This window comes from Marinobacter halodurans (assembly GCF_004327985.1).
GTDB classification, from domain to species: Bacteria; Pseudomonadota; Gammaproteobacteria; order Pseudomonadales; family Oleiphilaceae; genus Marinobacter_A; species Marinobacter_A halodurans.
Map to the genome: position 1 here is coordinate 1 of NZ_SJDL01000042.1, position 16,708 is coordinate 16,708.

A 16,708-nucleotide genomic window follows, 5' to 3' on the forward strand; every position below is an offset into this window, starting at 1 on the left:
GGCCGGCAGGTACTTCCGGCAGTTCTGCCGACTGCCCCGACCCACTCCCCGGCGCCCCGCCGGAATTCAGCTTGACGCTGGGGCCGGCCAGGGTGACGCCGCTGGCGTCCAGTTTCAGGAAGCTGCCACCGGCGGCGATGGTGAGTTCGGCGCCGGCGTCGAGGACGACCTTGGCGCCGGCTTTGTAGTGGGCTTCGTTGCCGGCTTCGGTGAGGGTGGCGGTGCCGGATGTCTGGTGGAATGTGCCGCCGACGGTCAGGCTCATATCCTGGCCCACCTTCTCCCGCTTCTCGCCATCGATGGTGCTGTGGTCGTTGGCCTGGATGTGGGCATAGCGGTCGTTGTCGACGGTCAGGTGGCTGTCGTGGTGGACCACCTCGGTGCGGTCGTTTTCGGTCAGCAGGTCCAGGTCCTTCTGGGCGTGGACGTAGATCTGTTCCTTGTCGGCCTCGTCCTCGAAGCGCAGTTCGTTACTGCCCTCACCCTTGTGGGTCTGGGTCTTCAAGGTCGTGCGGGTCTTGTGCTCCGGCAGCGCGTAGGGCGGCGTGTTGGTGGCGTGGTAGGTGCGCCCGGTGATGATCGGCTGGTCGGGATCGCCGTCCAGGAAGGAGACGATGACCTCGTGGCCGATGCGCGGCAGGGCCATGAAGCCGTAGCGGCCCCCGGCCCAGCCCTGGCTGACCCTGAGCCAGGCGCTGCTGTGCTCGTCATTCTGGCTGTAACGATCCCAGGGGAACCGGACCTTGACCCGGCCGTGCTCGTCGCAGTGGATCTCCTCGCCCTGGGGGCCGGTGACGAGGGCGATCTGAGGGCCGTCCATGATGGGGCGCTGCGGCGGCTCCGGCCGCCAGGTGGTATCCCCGGGCACGCTCTTAAAGGTGTTGCTGTAGGTGGTCGGCTCGGAACCCCCTTCCTCTTCCAGCGCCTGGGGCTGCTGGCCGGTGTGGGTGACCTGGGTGATCAGCCAGTCCCGGTTGAGACTGTCGGTGCTGTGGCCGGTGAGGGTGACCTTGGCCCCGGCGCTGAAGTCCGGGCGGTTGCTCTCGCCACTTCCGAGGCTGGCGTCCTTGCGCAGGCTGTCCAGCCTCGCTTCGGTGTAGGGCTGGCCGGAGGCATCGCCCATGAACCGGCCCGGGTAGTCGTAGTGTTCGTAGTCGCTGCGCTGGCTGTCCAGGTCCGCCGCATGGGCCTGGTGCATCAGGGCGTAGGCGGGATTCCTGAAGGTGTAGTCCTTCAGGGCCACGCCGGCGACGGAGACGGTCTCGGTGTAGCTGAATTTAAAGACGCAGGGGGTCTTGTGGGAACCGCCTGAGGTGGCGTTGTAACCCACTTCCGGCAGTTGCGGGGCATCCCGGTGGTGATCGGCGATCACGATCGGCTGACCGGCTGTGGTCGGATCGAACCGGTAGTGCCAGCCTTCCTCGGCGGCAATCCGGGACAGGAATGCGAGATCCGTCTCCCGGTGCTGGACGCAGTATTCCCGTTCCTGGGGCGGGCGCTTGAGATCAAAGGTCTTGTCCACCAGCCCCCGTTCGTCCAGCAGGGTGCCGAGAATCACATCCGGGGTCTGTTGCTGGAAGATGCGGCTGTTGTGCATCAGGTCCAGGCGCCACAGGGCGGGTCGCACCTCGACTTCGTAGCGGGTGCGGCGGTGGCCGCTGTCGCCCCGGCTGAAAGACGTCACCACGCCCTGGACGTTGCGCAGGGCCTGGCCGTCCTGCCAGATCACCAGTTCCATGCCTTGGTCCAGCACATCGCTGGCGGCGAGGTCGGCGAAGGTGCTGGCCAGCTTGAGGGTCAGGGTAAAGGGCCGGGACAGGTGCTCTTCGAGTTCGAACTCGACCACCGCGAAGGTGTCGTCCGGCAGGCTGCCGAGGCGGGCCGTGAACTGCAAGCCAGAGGGAGCGGGCATCCTATCTTCCTTGAGTTTGAAATAGGGTCGCGCTCGTCCTGAGCACGGTGACTGCGTATAGTGTGGTCAAAGATATCGACCGAGCCTACGTTTAGCAACCCGGGATACGAGACCTTTCTCACGCGCAGCCAGACAGCTACTGTCCCGCCAGGGCTGACATCAACCTCTTCAAACAAGCCACGGCCTGCCGGAACAGCGCCTCGTCGAAGTAATCGGCGGGGGCAAACCCGGTCGGCGGATACGCCCGCTCTCCCTGCAGCATCACGCCGCCAGCCCGGGCCAGGCCGCAATCCAGCATCAGGTTGTCCGCCAGCCCGAAGGGTTCGATGGCCGCGCCGTTCGGGTCGATGTCCTCGCCCTCGACACGCGCGTTGTAGGGCGTTTGGCATACCGTGAACCCGACCGCCGGCTTCCCCTGCCCCAGCATATAACCCAGCTCATACACGGTTCCGGCGTCCGCGCTGGGACCCCGGAACGGCGTCAGGTTGGCAATCAGGCCATCGGCCTGCGCCATCAGGGCCAGATTGGCGTCGTAGATGGCCCGGGCGGGATCGGCTTCATGCGCGATGTCGATCGCGTTATCCGACGGAGACAGGCCTTCAAGGCCCGCCTCCATCAGCAGCACCTTCCTGCGCCGGTCGATGTGGGCGCGAACCGCTTCGGGGAAGAAGACTTCCGGTCCGGCGAGGTAAACGCTCGGTGTTGATGCCATCGAATCCCCCTGCCCTCAATTGCGGCCCTTGGTCAGGCGGAACAGCATTTCCGGGGCGATACGTTTGACCCACAGCGCCGCCATTTCCTTGCCCTTGCCGACCGGGATTTCCCGTTTCTTCGCATTGAGCCCGTTCACCACGACCTCGGCGCATTCATCGACGTCCATACCACCGGCGATGTCGTCGTCCACCCGGCCAAACGCAGAGCCGTCAGCAGCCAGGGCGTTCTCCGCGATGGCCGTACGAATGAAGCCGGGCACGATGGTCGACACGTGAATACCCGAATCCTCCACTTCCGCGCGCAGGGCGTCGAAGAAGCCCATCACGGCATGCTTGGCGGCGCAGTAGCCGGTGCGCTGGGGTACACCCACCTTGCCCGCCACGCTGGCCGTGACAGCGATGTGCCCGGCCCCACGCTCGAGCATGTGCGGCAGCACGGCCTTGGTCAGGGCGATCTGGCCCATGACGTCCACATCCATCAGTTTCTGGTAGACGCTCATGTCGGTGTCCTTGCACAGCGAACGCTGGGACACACCAGCGTTGTTGATCAGCAGGTCGATGGCGCCAAACCGGTCCAGCACCGTCCGCACCGCCTTGGGCAGCGCCGCCCAGTCGGTCACGTCCAACGGCATCACCAGCACCTGATCCTCACTGATCCCGGCCTCGATGCAGCGGGTGGCGACACGCTGCAATTCAGGCTCGCGCCGGGCCGACAGCACCAGGTTGGCGCCCTCCCCGGCATAGCGTACGGCCAGGGCCTCGCCAATGCCGGAAGACGCGCCGGTAATCCAGACGGTTCGGGAGGTCATGAAAGCTCCTTGTTATGCTTTTGTCGAGACGACCAATGTAACTGAAGCGCCCGATTCAACACAGGGGCAGCGCTCCCATCCGGGGCGCGGTCACCCGTTCCGGGGGAGTGCGCCACAGCCACCGCGGGATCGGCAAAAGCCGCTACACGAATGTGCTTTACCCCATGCACCGCTTGCCCGAGAATACCGGCTGGCGCCCATCATCCACTCATGCAGCGAGCACCGACATGGCCCTGAAATCCACGGTCTTCAAAGCCCATATCAACATTGCGGACATGGACCGTGCTCACTACGCCGACCACGCCCTGACCCTGGCCCGGCATCCGTCGGAGACCGATGAGCGGCTGATGCTGCGCCTGCTGGCGTTCGCCCTCTATGCCGACGAGACACTGCAGTTCTCCAAGGGCCTGAGCACCGACGACGAACCGGACCTGTGGCAGAAGAGCCTGAGCGACGAGATCGAGCTGTGGATCGAACTGGGACTGCCGGAGGAGAGCCGCATCCGCAAGGCCTGCGGGCGTTCGGAAAAGGTGGTGATCCTGGCTTACGGCGGGCGCGCCGTACCGATCTGGTGGGACAAGCTGCACGGCAAGGTGTCGCGGTTCGACAACCTGGTGATCCTGCAGATCGATGCGGAAGACAGTCAGGCGCTTGCGGCCCTCGCGGAGCGCTCGATGCATTTCCAGTGCACCATCCAGGATGGGCAGGCGAGCTTTGGCGACGGTGAGCAGATCGTCACGATTGATCCGGTGCGCCTCTACCCAGAAGCCTGAACAGCCCTCACTGCAGCTACTTGAGCCGCTTTACCTGTGCCTTGAGCACGGCCAGTGGCTGACCGGACTTGTTGAGCAGGAGCAGTTCGTCGTTGTCCTGTTTCACGCCAACGGTCTGGCGCATCGCCTTCATGTAGGGCCCTTCCACCGGATCGTCGGGACACACGTCACGGGTCGCCGCCATCTCGGTGAAACGGAACTCCCCATTTACCACCGCGTAGGTGCCCTTGAAGTGATTACAGCCGGCAAAACCGCCCACGCGGCCATCGTCGAGGAAGATGATAAACGGGGCCTGACCGTCCGGCTCGGGAGGTGCCACCTTGTTGCCGCCCACATGCACCAGGCGCCAGATGGTGTTGGTAAAGCTGATTTTCGGTGCCGTGGATTCATCCTCCACCTGCACCGTGGTGCAGGCACTCAGCAGGCCGGCGGCCAGCACGAAGGCAAGCCATCCCTTACGCCGATCTGGCCGTCCCGATATCCCCTGCCACAATCCATGACAGGCCGATGCCCGGTCTTGCAGGCCGCGCATCATCCACAGTCCGAGCTGTGTCAGAGGATTTCGGGTCATCGCTGGCTACTCACTGTTTTCCCTGGATGCATTCAGTAATGAGGGCTTCTTGAGGGCTTTCTGGAACAGGTCCTTTTCCTGGGCAATGCTCAGGGCACATTGCTCGGCGAGGTCGTCCGTCAATCCCTCAACCCGGGACTGAAGAAATACCATAATCTCCTCGGACAACTCCAGCATCCGGTCACGGGCATCGGCATCCGCCTTGTTGGTGAAGAGCATCTTGTCGGGGTTCTTCAATGCCATCTCCTGCCCGTCCCTCTCCGAGAAATACAACGCTTGAACAGCCATACTGCGTTTCTCCTGTTATCGCCGTGCGCACGACGGTCTACGAAAAGTAGAGGCAAGAATAGCACTCATATACTGTATATAAAAACAGTATTCTGATTATTCCCGGAACTCGGCCTTGTCGAGCCCGTGCTTCTTCATCTTGTCGTACAGCGTCTTGCGGGCGATCCCAAGCTGTACCATGGTGTCCTTGAGGCTGCCCTGGCAGGCATTCAGGGCGCTGACGATGGCCGACCGCTCGAAGGCGTCCATCATTTCGCCCAGGGTGCGACGGCCGGGCACGTTGTCGGAGACGGCCACGCCGGTTTCATCCAGTGCCGGCGCACCCAGCAGCACGTAGCGTTCCGCCAGGTTGCGCAGCTCCCGCACGTTGCCGGGCCAGGTGTGCTGCATCAGGCGGGCGGCCTGCTCGGCGTCCAGCGGTACGCTTTCCCGGTCGTAACGGGCGGCGGCAATCAGCACAAAGTGATGGAACAGCAGCGGGATGTCTTCCTTGCGCTCGCGCAGCGGCGGGATGTCCACCTTCACCACATTCAGGCGGTAGTAGAGATCGGCGCGGAATTCGCCCTCGTCGCTGAGCTGTTTCAGGTCGGACTTGGTGGCGGCGATCACGCGCACGTCCACGTCCAGCGGCGTGTTGCTGCCCAACCGTTCCACCTTGCGCTCCTCCAGCACCCGCAGCAGTTTCACCTGCAGGGCCAGGGGCATGCTTTCCACTTCGTCCAGGAACAGGGTGCCCTTGTCGGCGTGTTCGATCTTGCCGATGCGGCGCTTGTCGGCGCCGGTGAACGCGCCCGCTTCGTGACCGAACAGTTCACTCTCGATCAGGTTCTCGGGCACCGCACCGCAGTTGATGGCGACGAAGTTATGGGCGCTGCGCGGGCTGTTCTCGTGGATGAAGCGGGCCAGCGCGTCCTTGCCCGAGCCGGTCTCGCCGAACACCAGGATGTTGGCGGAGATGTCCAGCAGGGGCTCCACCGTGGCGATCACCTTCTGCATGGCCGGCGAGTCGCCGAGGATGCGCGGCCCCGGGCGGGCGAGCTGGCGCAGTTGGGCCTTGAGTCGGCGGTTCTCCAGCGCCAGGTGGCGTTTTTCCAGGGCATGGCGCAGCAGTTCGATCAGCTCGTCGTGGTCGAACGGCTTCTCGATGAAGTCGTAGGCGCCGCGCTGCATGGCAGACACCGCGGTACTGATGTCCCCCTGGCCGGTGAGGATGATCACGGGTATGGCGGCGTCCATGGCCTGGATCTGGTCCAGCAGTTCGAGCCCGTCCATGCCCGGCATGTTGTAGTCGCAGAGGATCACGCCGGTGTAGTCCGGATCGATCTGGCGCAGGGCCGACGGCGCATCGGCGTAGCAAGCCACCCCCAGGTCTTCCAGCGATAGGGTCTGGGCCATGGCATGGCGGATGGAATCCTCATCGTCGATGAAAATCACGTCGGTCTGGGTCATTCCACGGTCTCCCGTCGCGTCAGGGTGAGGATGAATTCAGCGCCGGCGCCATCACGGCGGTTCTGGCCCGTCAGCCGACCGCCCTGGGCATCCACGATCTGCCGTGAAATGGACAGCCCCAGGCCCAACCCCTGTTTCATGGATTTGGTGGTAAAGAACGGCTCGAAGACCTGTTCGGAATTGGCCGGCAATCCCGAACCATTATCCCTTATCCGGCACTGCCAGCCATCCGCGTGTTCCTGGATGTCGATGGTGATGCGCGGGTCGTCGACACCTTCCACCGCCTGTATCGCGTTGGCGATCAGGTTCACCATCACCTGCTCGATGCGGATGAGGTCACCGTGGATCATGACCGGTTCGTCCGGACGCTGCCAGTCGATGGTGACGCCTTCGCTGTTCTCCTGGGCGGTGATGATCTTCAGGGCGGCGTCGATCGGCTGCCGGAGGTCGATGCACGACGGCGGCCCCTCGGATTTGCGCGCGAACACTTTGAACTGGCGGGTCAGCTCCGCCATTTTCAGGCACAGGTTGGCGATTTCCTGCAGGTTGGCGTCAACCATCGCAGTCTCGCCCCGCTCCAGGAAACGGCGGCTGTTACGGGCATAGGTCTGGATCGCGGTGAGCGGCTGGTTCATCTCGTGGTTCAGGCCCGCCGACATCTGTCCGAGCACCGCCAGCTTGGCCGCCTGGATCAGCTCCTGCTGGGTTTCCTTGAGCTCGTCCTGGGCCTCCTCCCGCTGCCGGATCTCCTCCAGCAGTTGCTGGTTGGTGTTCTCCAGGTCGGCCGTGCGTTCGGCCACCCGCCGCTCCAGTTGCTCGCCCCGCTGCGCCAGCTCCGCTTCCCGGCGATAGCGCTCGCGCAGGTAGAGCCAGGTCAGGAAGACGCCCAGGAACAGCATCAGCCCGCCGATCAGGAACTGGATCCGGATCCACAGGATCGGCTGGGTACTGACCATGACCTGCAGCGTCCAGTCCATGCGTGGCAGCGGCGTGCGCGATTGCAGGTAATCCTGGTCGACGCCCGGCTCACTGATGTGGATACGGGCGGCCTTCGCCGACACCCCCCAGGGCTGACCCAGCCGGGTAATGGCCATGGGCTCCAGCGACCGGTTGGGATAGCGCAGGCTCGGTGCCGGGTTGGGCGACTTGCGGTCGAAGTCCCGGTACAGCCAGTCCTCGCGGCTGGCCAGGAAGCTGATGCCGTCGTCGTCCAGCACCACCATTTCCGCATCGTGCAGGGACGCGGGCCGCTGCCACTGGGATTCCAGCTCGTCCACCTGCACCTTCACGGCGATCACACCGAGGATATCGCCCCGGGCGTTCTTAACCGGATGGGAAAAATACAGGCCGCGGATATCGGACGTGGTCCCCAGGGCAAAGTAGACGGCGGAATCCCCGGTGCGCATGGCCTCCTGGAAGTACGGCCGGAAATCGAACACGCGGCCGATAAAGCTGTCCTTGCGCTGGTAATTATTGGCGGCAATGGTGTAGCCGGTGCGATCCATCAGGTACACGTCGGAGCTGCCGACGATGTTGGCCATGCGCTTCATTTCCTCGTTGGCCTCGAGGATCAGGCGCTGGTTATCCGGGTTCAGCAGCACGTTTTCCATCAGCGGGTGTTCGGCCATCAGTTCGGGAATCGGCCGGTAACGCTTGAGCTCGTTGGCCACGAGCTGGGTATAGCGGAAGGACTCTTCGTGCGCTTCCTGTTCCAGCATACGGTAACCGGCCCAGCCACCGAGCAGCCAGGAAAAGCCGATGGTCGCGAGGAAAAGGAGTACTGCCCAGAGTCGGTAGGTCATGGATGCTTGCTTCTGAAAGTCCGAGGCAAGCCTACTCCTGAGGCGGGCAAGGAACAACCGGCCGGGTGCAGCCGGCCGGTTGTCGCCCGTGTGGTGACGGGTCACCGAAGGATCACGAGACTCCCACGGTCGTGCCATGATCCGGGCGCCGCTGCTTCTGCAGGAAGTAGGTGACCACGGCAAGCGCGATGCCCGCCAGGTCGGAGACCCAGCCGCCGGCGATCATCATCAGGGCCGCGGCCAGCAACAGCAGGCGCGTCAGGCGCGGCGCACTGGCCTGGAAGATCCAGCCCTGTACCGCACCGGACAGCAGGTAGACCCCAAAGGTGGCGGTAATCAGCGCACGGGCAATCGCCAGGACGCTGGCATCCATCAGCAGGGCGCCGTTGTAGAAGAACATGAACGGCACGATGAACGCGGCCAGGCCAATCCGGAACGACGCCACCGACGTTTCCATCGCGTTCGCGCCGGATATCCCGGCGGCGGCGTAGGACGCCAGCGCCACCGGCGGCGTGATCGCCGACACCACGGCAAAGTAGAACACGAAGAAGTGCGCGGTCAGCGGCTCGATGCCCAACTGCACCAGACCCGGTGCGACCACCGAGGCGGCAACGGCGTAGGCGGCCGTGGTGGGCATCCCCATGCCCAGCATGATGGAGATCAGCATGGCAAAGATCAGCGCCAGCAACTGGCTGTGCTCGGCCACGCTCAGCAGCAGCGACGAGAAGCGGGCACCGACGCCGGTCAGGGAGATGACGCCGACGATCACACCGGCACAGGCACATACTGCGATGATCTGGATCGACATGATGCCGGCCAGCTCCAGCGCGTGCAGGATCGAGCGAATGCCCATCTTGTGGGGCGACAGCCAGCTCACCACCACCGCCGAGACCATCGCCAGGGTGCCGGCGCGGATCACCGAGTACCCCATGAACAGGGCCACCACCAGGATCACGATGGGCGCAAACAGGTAGACCTGCTTGACCAGCGTCTTGAAGCGCGGCAGCTCGTCGGAGCGCATACCGCGCATGCCCAGCTTGGCCGCTTCGAAGTCCACCATGAAGAACACGGAGGCGAAGTAGAGGATCGCCGGGATGATCGCGGCAATGGCGATGTCGGTGTACGGGATACCGGTGATCTCCGCCATGATGAAGGCGCCGGCCCCCATGATCGGCGGCATGATCTGCCCGCCGGTGGAAGCCGCGGCTTCGACCGCGCCTGCGGTCTGCTTGCTGTAGCCCACGCGCTTCATCAGCGGGATGGTCAGCGACCCGGTGGAGACCACGTTACCGGCACTGGTGCCGTTGATCATGCCCATCAGGCCGGACGCGAAAATCGCCACCTTGGCGGGACCGCCGCGGGAGCGGCCGGCGCAGGCAAAGGCGAAGTTGACGAAGTAATCCCCCACCTTGGACGCCTGCAGGAAGGCGGCAAAGATGATGAACAGGATGATATAGGTCGACGATACGGCCGTGGTCGGCCCGAGCACGCCGGCATCGGTGTAGACCTGGCTGAAGAAGCGCTGTACCGACAGCCCCGGATAACTCAGGAAGCCTGGCAGGTAGGGTCCAACGAAGACGTAGGCCAGGAAGATCACAGCAATCACCACCAGCGCCAGACCGGCCACGCGGCGCGTCATTTCCATGATCAGCGCAGTGCCGGCAATGGCCGCGAAGGAGATGCCGATGGGGGCAAAGGAGGTCCCGGTGCTCATACGCAGGGAGGTGTTGTAGACCTCCAGGAAATAGGCCGCCGTGGCGATGGAACACAGGATCAGGACCAGGTCGGGCAGGCTGAAGGCGGCCCGTTCACGCTGGTGGAACCAGCTCAGCACGATGGCGCCGGCGGTGGCGGCGAGCAGCGGCCAGCCAAAGTGCCAGGTTTCCAGTTCCGGCGGCAGCCGCATGGTGCCGGCGGCAATCATCTGGTGGAAATTGAAGGTCTGGTACAGGGTATACAACGCCGGCAGCATCAGGACCGCAGCGATCCAGGTGGTCCAGCGATGGCGGGCCTCGCCCTCCTGGCCGGACACGAACTGGGCGCCGGTGTAGAGGAGGAAGCCGAGAATCAGGGCGCCGCAGACGTGAACGATCCGGAAAGACCAGGTCTCCATCGGCGCGATGTTCAGGGAATACAGGTGGAAGGCCGAATAGGCAATCGACAGGACGACAACGGCCTGCAACATCCAGCCGGTGTAGAGGCGACGGTTGGACTCAACCGGCTCGTCATCCACACCATGGGCCAGCATATGATCGTCATCCGGTGCGGCCGGAGACGGATTCTTGTCGTGGTTATCAGTAGTCATGATGCAACCTGATCGAAAAAGAGTGTGGCCGGGAGAGGGCCAGGAGCCAGGAAGCGGACCGGCCGGGCGGCCGGTCCTACGACTGTCGCCGGTGCGACAGGGGGCTTACTTGATCTGGCTGTCGTCGATCTTGTAGCCGTGCTCGTTGAACCAGCGAGCGGCACCCGGATGCCACGGCAGAACGGTGTTCTTGCTGTAGTTTTCCGGAATGGACGACTTGGCCGCCTTGTGGATGCCCACCATCTTGTCGTTGTTTTCCATGGTCAGCTTGGTGATCTCGTAGACGAAATCCTCCGGCACGTCACAGTTGGCGATGGCAAAGTTCCACATGGAGACCACGTGGGACGGCTGATCCAGCGACTGGTAGGTGCTGGCCGGAATGTCGAACTTGGATACCGGGAAGTTCTTCAGGATTTTCGCCTGTTCTTCGTCCGTCATACCGATGATGTTCACGTCGGTCTGGACTTCCAGCTGGCTGACCGCCGGAATCGGGATACCGGCCGCGAAGGCGACCACATCGATCAGGCCGTCCTGCAGCTGACCACCCAGGTCGGACCAGCTGCCGTTACGGCGCTCGTACTTCACGCCCAGGGCGTCCATCATCTTCGGGAAGTAGGTATCGGAGGTGGAACCGGCCGGACCGAAACCGATCTTGGCGCCATCCGGGATATCGGAAATGGACTTGATGCCGGAGCCGGCCAGTGCAGTGACCGAGAACGGCGTCTGGTACATCGGGAAGATCGCACAGACGTTGTCCATCTTCATGCCCGGTGCCAACGGGCTGTTGCCATCAATGGATTCCTGCGCGGGACCCAGGGTGGTCAGACCGAATTTCAGGTCGCCGGTGTGGACCAGCGCCATGTTCTGCATGGGGCCACCGGTGATTTCAGCACCACCGGACACACCCAGGTTTTCGGAAATGAAGTGAGCCCAACCGGAACCATAGGCGAAGTAGGTGCCGCCCTGGCTGGCTGTACCGACGGTGAACTTTTCGGGCCAGTCGGAACGGTCCTGCGCGGACGCGGAAGCGGATACGATCAGTGCCGAGGCGAACGAAGCCGCGAGCAGGGACTGTAATTTCATTATTTTTTGCTCCTGAATGTCATTGTCATTATGGAGCCTCTGATCAACACCTGAGATGTCGAGTGCTCCAGAGGCTCTCCAGTCATGCGCATCTCACTCAGAGCAAACGCCAGGCCAGGTCCGTAGAAGTCGCGACTTTCCTGGCCTCAACGGAAACCGTCACAATAGAATGTTGGCGACAATGGGTAACTTTTCACCCACACCCGGAACACCGATGTGTGGGATCTCACCCATTTGATATCGAAGGGATGATCCGGGCAAAGCGCCCCGGCACGATCGCCCATCGCACCCCCCAAGGTGCGCCGTTTTCGGCTACAATGTGTACCGGTTCCCGCGAGTACCTTCCGGTACGGCGCGAACCTTTTCCCCTGATGCCTGTCCTGTTCAACGTGCCCGCACCCGGGCCCCGCAGCAGTCAGGCTGCAACTTCCGCGTCACCTGCAGGCGCAGACCTGACCGGGCAACGTCGCCCTGTACTGGCGCCTCCACCAAACCTTATGCAGCTACAAGCGACATATACGTTTGGCTACTGGACAACGCGGAATGTGAACAAAGCGACGGCAGTTATGGTACGAATGGGGTTGCCCAAAGTAGGGACTCTCTGAAAACGCCCTGAGGAGCTTCTGGCCAGAGGCTCCCTGACCTTCCCACGTCGGGCAGGACGTTTTCAGCGGTTTCCTGGTCTGGGGAACACCCTGAATACCCCCTGAATCACCTCTGGCTCTGCAAGCGGTTCAGGTGTTGTTCAGCGGCTCCCCTGTTCATCCAAAGTCGGACCAGCGGATGCAGCCCACAAGGCCACATCCGGACCATCCGTCCTGATCCACAACGACGACCTGAAGACGAAACATGACTGATTCCAAATCCAAGATTATCTATACCCTGACCGACGAAGCCCCTGCGCTGGCCACCCGCTCTCTCCTGCCGATCCTGGAGACCTTTGCGGCCCCCGCGGGCATCGAATTCGAAACCAGTGATATTTCGCTGGCCGCCCGCATCCTCGCCGCTTTCCCGGACCGCCTCAGCGAAGACCAGAAGGTTCCGGATCACCTGGCCGAACTGGGCGAATACACCAGGAACCCGCACGCCAACATCATCAAGCTGCCGAACATCAGCGCCTCCATCCCACAGCTGCGCGCGGCCATCAAGGAGCTGAACGAGCAGGGCTACGACGTGCCCGAATACAAGGAGCATCCGGAGACCGACGAGGAGAAGGAAGCCCAGGCGCGCTACGCCAAGGTGCTCGGCAGTGCCGTTAACCCGGTCCTGCGGGAAGGCAACTCCGACCGCCGTGCCCCGGCCGCGGTCAAGGCGTTTGCCCGCAAGTACCCGCACACCATGGGCGAGTGGAGCCCGGCCTCCCGCACCCACGTGGCGCACATGCGCGGCGGCGATTTCTACTCCAGCGAGCAGTCCCTGACCCTGGACAAGGCCACCACCGCCCGCATCGTGTTCGAGAACACCAAGGGCGAGCAGACCATCCTGAAGCCGGAGCTGCCGCTGCAGGAAGGCGAAGTGCTGGACGGCATGTTCATGAGCTGCAAGGCGCTGCGCAAGTTCTTCGCCGACGCGATCGAAGACTGCCAGAACACTGGCGTCATGTTCTCCCTGCACGTCAAGGCGACGATGATGAAGATCTCCCACCCGATCGTGTTCGGTCATGCGGTGAAGATCTTCTACAAGGAACTGTTCGACAAGTACGGCGACCTGTTCGACCAGATCGGCGTCAACCCGAACAATGGCCTGTCGTCGGTGATCGAGAAGATCAAGCAGCTGCCGGAATCCAAGCAGGAGGAAATCCAGGAAGACCTGCACGCCTGCTACGAGCACCGCCCGGAAATCGCCATGGTCGATTCCGTCAAGGGCATCACCAACCTGCACGTGCCCAGCGACGTCATTGTCGACGCCTCCATGCCGGCCATGATCCGGAACTCCGGCAAGATGTGGGCCCGTGACGGCAAGCTGAAGGACACCAAGGCGGTCATGCCGGAGTCCACCTACGCCACCATCTACCAGGAAGTGATCAACTTCTGTAAGACCCACGGCGCCTTCGACCCGACCACCATGGGCACCGTGCCGAACGTGGGCCTGATGGCGCAGAAGGCCGAAGAGTACGGTTCCCACGACAAGACCTACGAAATCAAGGAAGACGGCTTCGTCCGCGTGATCGACGGCGACGGCAACGTCCTGACCGAGCACAAGGTCGAGAAAGGCGACATCTGGCGCGCGTGCCAGACCAAGGACCTGCCGATCCGCGACTGGGTCAAGCTGGCCGTCAACCGCGCCCGCGCCACCGGCATGCCGGCGGTCTTCTGGCTGGACGACGAGCGCGCCCACGACGCGCAACTGATCAAGAAGGTCGAGACCTACCTGAAAGAGCACGACACCGACGGCCTGGACATCCGCATCATGGCCCCGGTCCGCGCCATCCGCTGGACCATGGAGCGTCTGATCCGCGGCCTGGACACCATCTCCGTGACCGGCAACGTCCTGCGCGACTACCTGACCGACCTGTTCCCGATTCTGGAGCTGGGCACCAGCGCCAAGATGCTGTCCATCGTCCCGCTGCTCAACGGCGGTGGCCTGTACGAAACCGGCGCCGGCGGTTCCGCGCCGAAGCACGTACAGCAGCTGCTGGAAGAGAACCACCTGCGCTGGGACTCCCTCGGCGAGTTCCTCGCCATCGCCGTCTCCCTGGAAGAGCTGGGCGACAAGGAGCACAACGAGCGCGCCCGCATCCTTGGCCTGAGCCTCGACAAAGCCACCGAGCGCCTGCTTGAAAACAACCAGTCCCCGTCCCGCGTGACCGGTGAGCTGGACAACCGCGGTAGCCACTTCCACCTGGCCCGCTACTGGGCCGAGGAACTGGCCAAGCAGGACGACGATCCCAAGCTGAAAGCGTTCTTCGCCAAGCTGAGCAAGCAGCTCGAGGACAACAAGGACAAGATCCTGGAGGAAATGAGCGTGATCCAGGGCCATCCGGCCGACATCGGCGGTTACTACCACCCGCCGGCGGACAAGGTCTGCAAGATCATGCAGCCAAGCGAGACACTGAACAGCATCCTCGCCAAGGCCCGCGAGGAAGCCCAGTCAGCTTGATCGCGACCGTCTGAAGAAGCCCAGCCGGGGCAACCCGGCCGGGCTTTTTTCGTTTTGTATCCACAACACGCCGGAATGGGCCCGCCTCGCTCAAGCGCCGAACCCTCTAACGCTCCAGGAATTCCTGGAGGACGACGTCCAGCTCCCCCTCGTACTCGTCCAGCGCCAGCTCAACGTCCGAAGCCAGCAAATCCAGCAGCACGACGCTGTTGTTCGCCGTATCGTCGCTGGCCACCTCCCGTAAACGCCGGCTCATGCCCTGGTTCACCTTGCGGATGGCCCGGTAGCTTTCCCGGAGCTTATGCATCTCCCAGTCCGCCTCGAGGCCATGGAACTGCCTCAGGTGCTGCCCCGCCAGGTAGATGCCGAACACGCGCACCATCGTTTCCTGGGCATTGCTGAACGGCAGGTGGAGGCGCGCCATGGGTCTCAGGATGCGGAGATGGGGGCACCCCGAGAACGCGCCCACCACGCCCAGCATCGACCCCATGCCCCGCTGCAGGGACGTCGTCCCGGACACCTCCCGCTGGGGTGTCTCAACCCGGACGGCAACGGTTTCGTGGGATTCGTGCGATCCCAGACCATCCAGCACCGGTTGCAGCGCGACGGCAAAAGGGCACCGGGCATGGTGACTGACTGATAACGGGCAGTGCTCGCACTGGTGATTGCCAAGCCGGGTCCAATCACCGGGTTCGGTATCGGCACTCCGATCCTCCGCGTCATCGGACTGCAGGATCGGAATACGGTGAGACCAGCGGCCCCCATTCTCGAAGGAAAACTGGTAGTGAATGTCCTCAGCAGTCATAAGCATCCATTGTGAAGGCGCGTTTCGGTAGCAAACGAGTTGATTTAACAGAAAAGCAAACCAAAAACCGCGACCCGTTTACCAAATTTTACGCGTCACCATTATGCAGCGCCCTATACTCCATGGAGGTAGTCCGTATTGCCGGCTTTGACAAATGCCGCCCTCTGTTCGACGTTTTATTGTGAATACGACCACTCAATCACGTAGCAGGTCAGCCGCCCATGGAAATCACGGAAGACAGGGAAATAGCAGACTTAAAGGACCAGTTGGCGCAGGCAAATCGTCAGTTGATGCAGTCCGAAAAGCTCGCTGCCATCGGGCAGCTGGCCGCGGGTGTTGCTCACGAAATAAACAACCCGGTCGGCTATGTGCAATCCAACATACAGACTCTGGGGAAATACCTGAACGACCTCCTCAAGGTCACCGACGCGGTGGGCACCGAGGCCTCCGTCGACAAGTTGCGCCGGATCCGCGATTCGGTGGACTACGATTTCCTGCGCTCGGACCTGGAGGATTTGCTGCAGGAATCGATGGAAGGCCTGGACCGCATTCGCAAGATCATTGCCTCGCTGAAGGACTTCTCCCACACCGAAGAAGAAGCCTTCAGGCCCGCCGACCTCCAACACGGAATCGAAACGACGCTGAACGTCGTCAATAACGAGCTCAAGTACAAGGCCGATGTGGTCCGGGAGTTCACAGAGGTCCCACCCGTCGAATGCATCATTTCCCAGATCAACCAGGTGGTCATGAACCTGCTGGTCAATGCGGCCCACGCCATTGACAGCTTTGGCCGCATCGTCATTCGCACGGGCCACGCCGACGGGGAAGTCTGGTTCGAAGTCGAGGACAACGGTTCGGGCATTCCCCCAGAGAACCTGGACAAGCTGTTCGAGCCTTTCTACACCACCAAGCCCGTCGGCAAGGGCACCGGGCTGGGACTCGCGCTTTCAAGAAGCATCGTCGAAAAACATTCGGGGCGCATCGAGGTGGACTCGGAACCGGGCAAAGGCACGCGGTTCCGGGTCTGGCTGCCGGCCAATCAGCCGGAGGCCGCCAACGAAGATTAGTCAGACCGCTCCCAGAAGTGGACCACGCCCCC

General features: G+C 62.8%; 13 protein-coding genes. 3 read left to right on the forward strand and 10 right to left on the reverse strand.

All coding sequences use genetic code 11. The annotated features are described in order from the left end of the window. The 3 genes from EZI54_RS19935 to EZI54_RS19945 form a co-directional block, all read right to left on the reverse strand. A partial coding sequence (locus tag EZI54_RS19935; protein WP_131483641.1) for a type VI secretion system Vgr family protein occupies positions 1–1,912 on the reverse strand: 1,912 nt, incomplete at its 3' end. Between the two features lie 136 nt (positions 1,913–2,048). After that, positions 2,049–2,624 (reverse strand): nucleoside 2-deoxyribosyltransferase, encoded by a 576-nt coding sequence (locus EZI54_RS19940; protein WP_131483642.1) that lies wholly within the window; start codon positions 2,622–2,624, stop codon positions 2,049–2,051. 15 nt (positions 2,625–2,639) lie between these two features. After that, the gene (locus EZI54_RS19945) at positions 2,640–3,434 is read right to left on the reverse strand and encodes an SDR family oxidoreductase (protein WP_131483643.1); all 795 of its coding nucleotides are present in this window, start codon (positions 3,432–3,434) and stop codon (positions 2,640–2,642) included. A 227-nt stretch (positions 3,435–3,661) separates the two neighbouring features. Between EZI54_RS19945 and EZI54_RS19950 the strand changes: the two genes are divergently transcribed. Next, complete coding sequence (locus EZI54_RS19950) at positions 3,662–4,207, forward strand: YaeQ family protein (protein ID WP_131483644.1); 546 nt, start codon at positions 3,662–3,664, stop codon at positions 4,205–4,207. A gap of 16 nt (positions 4,208–4,223) precedes the next feature. On the opposite strand, the gene EZI54_RS19955 is transcribed toward EZI54_RS19950, so the two are convergent. The 6 genes from EZI54_RS19955 to EZI54_RS19980 form a co-directional block, all read right to left on the reverse strand. Beyond that, complete coding sequence (locus tag EZI54_RS19955; protein WP_131483645.1) at positions 4,224–4,778, reverse strand: META domain-containing protein; 555 nt, start codon at positions 4,776–4,778, stop codon at positions 4,224–4,226. Between the two features lie 6 nt (positions 4,779–4,784). Beyond that, a complete protein-coding gene (locus tag EZI54_RS19960) occupies positions 4,785–5,066 on the reverse strand; it encodes a YebG family protein (RefSeq protein ID WP_131483646.1) in 282 nt (93 codons plus the stop codon). 96 nt (positions 5,067–5,162) lie between these two features. Continuing rightward, positions 5,163–6,515, reverse strand: coding sequence for a sigma-54-dependent transcriptional regulator (locus EZI54_RS19965; protein ID WP_131483647.1), 1,353 nt, complete (start codon positions 6,513–6,515; stop codon positions 5,163–5,165). Next, complete coding sequence (locus EZI54_RS19970; RefSeq protein WP_131483648.1) at positions 6,512–8,317, reverse strand: sensor histidine kinase; 1,806 nt, start codon at positions 8,315–8,317, stop codon at positions 6,512–6,514. The genes EZI54_RS19965 and EZI54_RS19970 overlap by 4 nt, the downstream gene beginning before the upstream one ends. Before the next feature lie 112 nt (positions 8,318–8,429). Then, the gene (locus tag EZI54_RS19975) at positions 8,430–10,622 is read right to left on the reverse strand and encodes a TRAP transporter permease (RefSeq protein ID WP_131483649.1); all 2,193 of its coding nucleotides are present in this window, start codon (positions 10,620–10,622) and stop codon (positions 8,430–8,432) included. A 105-nt stretch (positions 10,623–10,727) separates the two neighbouring features. Further along, positions 10,728–11,705: a TAXI family TRAP transporter solute-binding subunit gene (locus EZI54_RS19980; RefSeq protein WP_131483650.1), complete on the reverse strand. Its 978-nt coding sequence runs from the start codon at positions 11,703–11,705 to the stop codon at positions 10,728–10,730. Positions 11,706–12,554: 849 nt separating this feature from the next. Between EZI54_RS19980 and EZI54_RS19985 the strand changes: the two genes are divergently transcribed. Beyond that, entirely contained in the window at positions 12,555–14,804 is a 2,250-nt protein-coding gene (locus EZI54_RS19985; protein ID WP_131483651.1) for an NADP-dependent isocitrate dehydrogenase, read from the forward strand. Positions 14,805–14,910: 106 nt separating this feature from the next. Here EZI54_RS19985 and EZI54_RS19990 read toward each other — a convergent pair whose 3' ends face one another. Next, the gene (locus EZI54_RS19990) at positions 14,911–15,609 is read right to left on the reverse strand and encodes a DUF6901 family protein (RefSeq protein ID WP_131483652.1); all 699 of its coding nucleotides are present in this window, start codon (positions 15,607–15,609) and stop codon (positions 14,911–14,913) included. A gap of 221 nt (positions 15,610–15,830) precedes the next feature. Between EZI54_RS19990 and EZI54_RS19995 the strand changes: the two genes are divergently transcribed. Then, entirely contained in the window at positions 15,831–16,676 is an 846-nt protein-coding gene (locus EZI54_RS19995; protein WP_131483653.1) for a sensor histidine kinase, read from the forward strand. Positions 16,677–16,708 lie beyond the last annotated feature (32 nt).

Bases quoted from the DNA above. Each gene is read 5' to 3' on its own strand.
- EZI54_RS19940 (WP_131483642.1), bottom strand. From the start codon at position 2,624: ATGGCATCAACACCGAGCGTTTACCTCGCCGGACCGGAAGTCTTCTTC.
- EZI54_RS19945 (WP_131483643.1), bottom strand. From the start codon at position 3,434: ATGACCTCCCGAACCGTCTGGATTACCGGCGCGTCTTCCGGCATTGGC.
- EZI54_RS19950 (WP_131483644.1), top strand. From the start codon at position 3,662: ATGGCCCTGAAATCCACGGTCTTCAAAGCCCATATCAACATTGCGGAC.
- EZI54_RS19955 (WP_131483645.1), bottom strand. From the start codon at position 4,778: ATGACCCGAAATCCTCTGACACAGCTCGGACTGTGGATGATGCGCGGC.
- EZI54_RS19960 (WP_131483646.1), bottom strand. From the start codon at position 5,066: ATGGCTGTTCAAGCGTTGTATTTCTCGGAGAGGGACGGGCAGGAGATG.
- EZI54_RS19965 (WP_131483647.1), bottom strand. From the start codon at position 6,515: ATGACCCAGACCGACGTGATTTTCATCGACGATGAGGATTCCATCCGC.
- EZI54_RS19970 (WP_131483648.1), bottom strand. From the start codon at position 8,317: ATGACCTACCGACTCTGGGCAGTACTCCTTTTCCTCGCGACCATCGGC.
- EZI54_RS19975 (WP_131483649.1), bottom strand. From the start codon at position 10,622: ATGACTACTGATAACCACGACAAGAATCCGTCTCCGGCCGCACCGGAT.
- EZI54_RS19980 (WP_131483650.1), bottom strand. From the start codon at position 11,705: ATGAAATTACAGTCCCTGCTCGCGGCTTCGTTCGCCTCGGCACTGATC.
- EZI54_RS19985 (WP_131483651.1), top strand. From the start codon at position 12,555: ATGACTGATTCCAAATCCAAGATTATCTATACCCTGACCGACGAAGCC.
- EZI54_RS19990 (WP_131483652.1), bottom strand. From the start codon at position 15,609: ATGACTGCTGAGGACATTCACTACCAGTTTTCCTTCGAGAATGGGGGC.
- EZI54_RS19995 (WP_131483653.1), top strand. From the start codon at position 15,831: ATGGAAATCACGGAAGACAGGGAAATAGCAGACTTAAAGGACCAGTTG.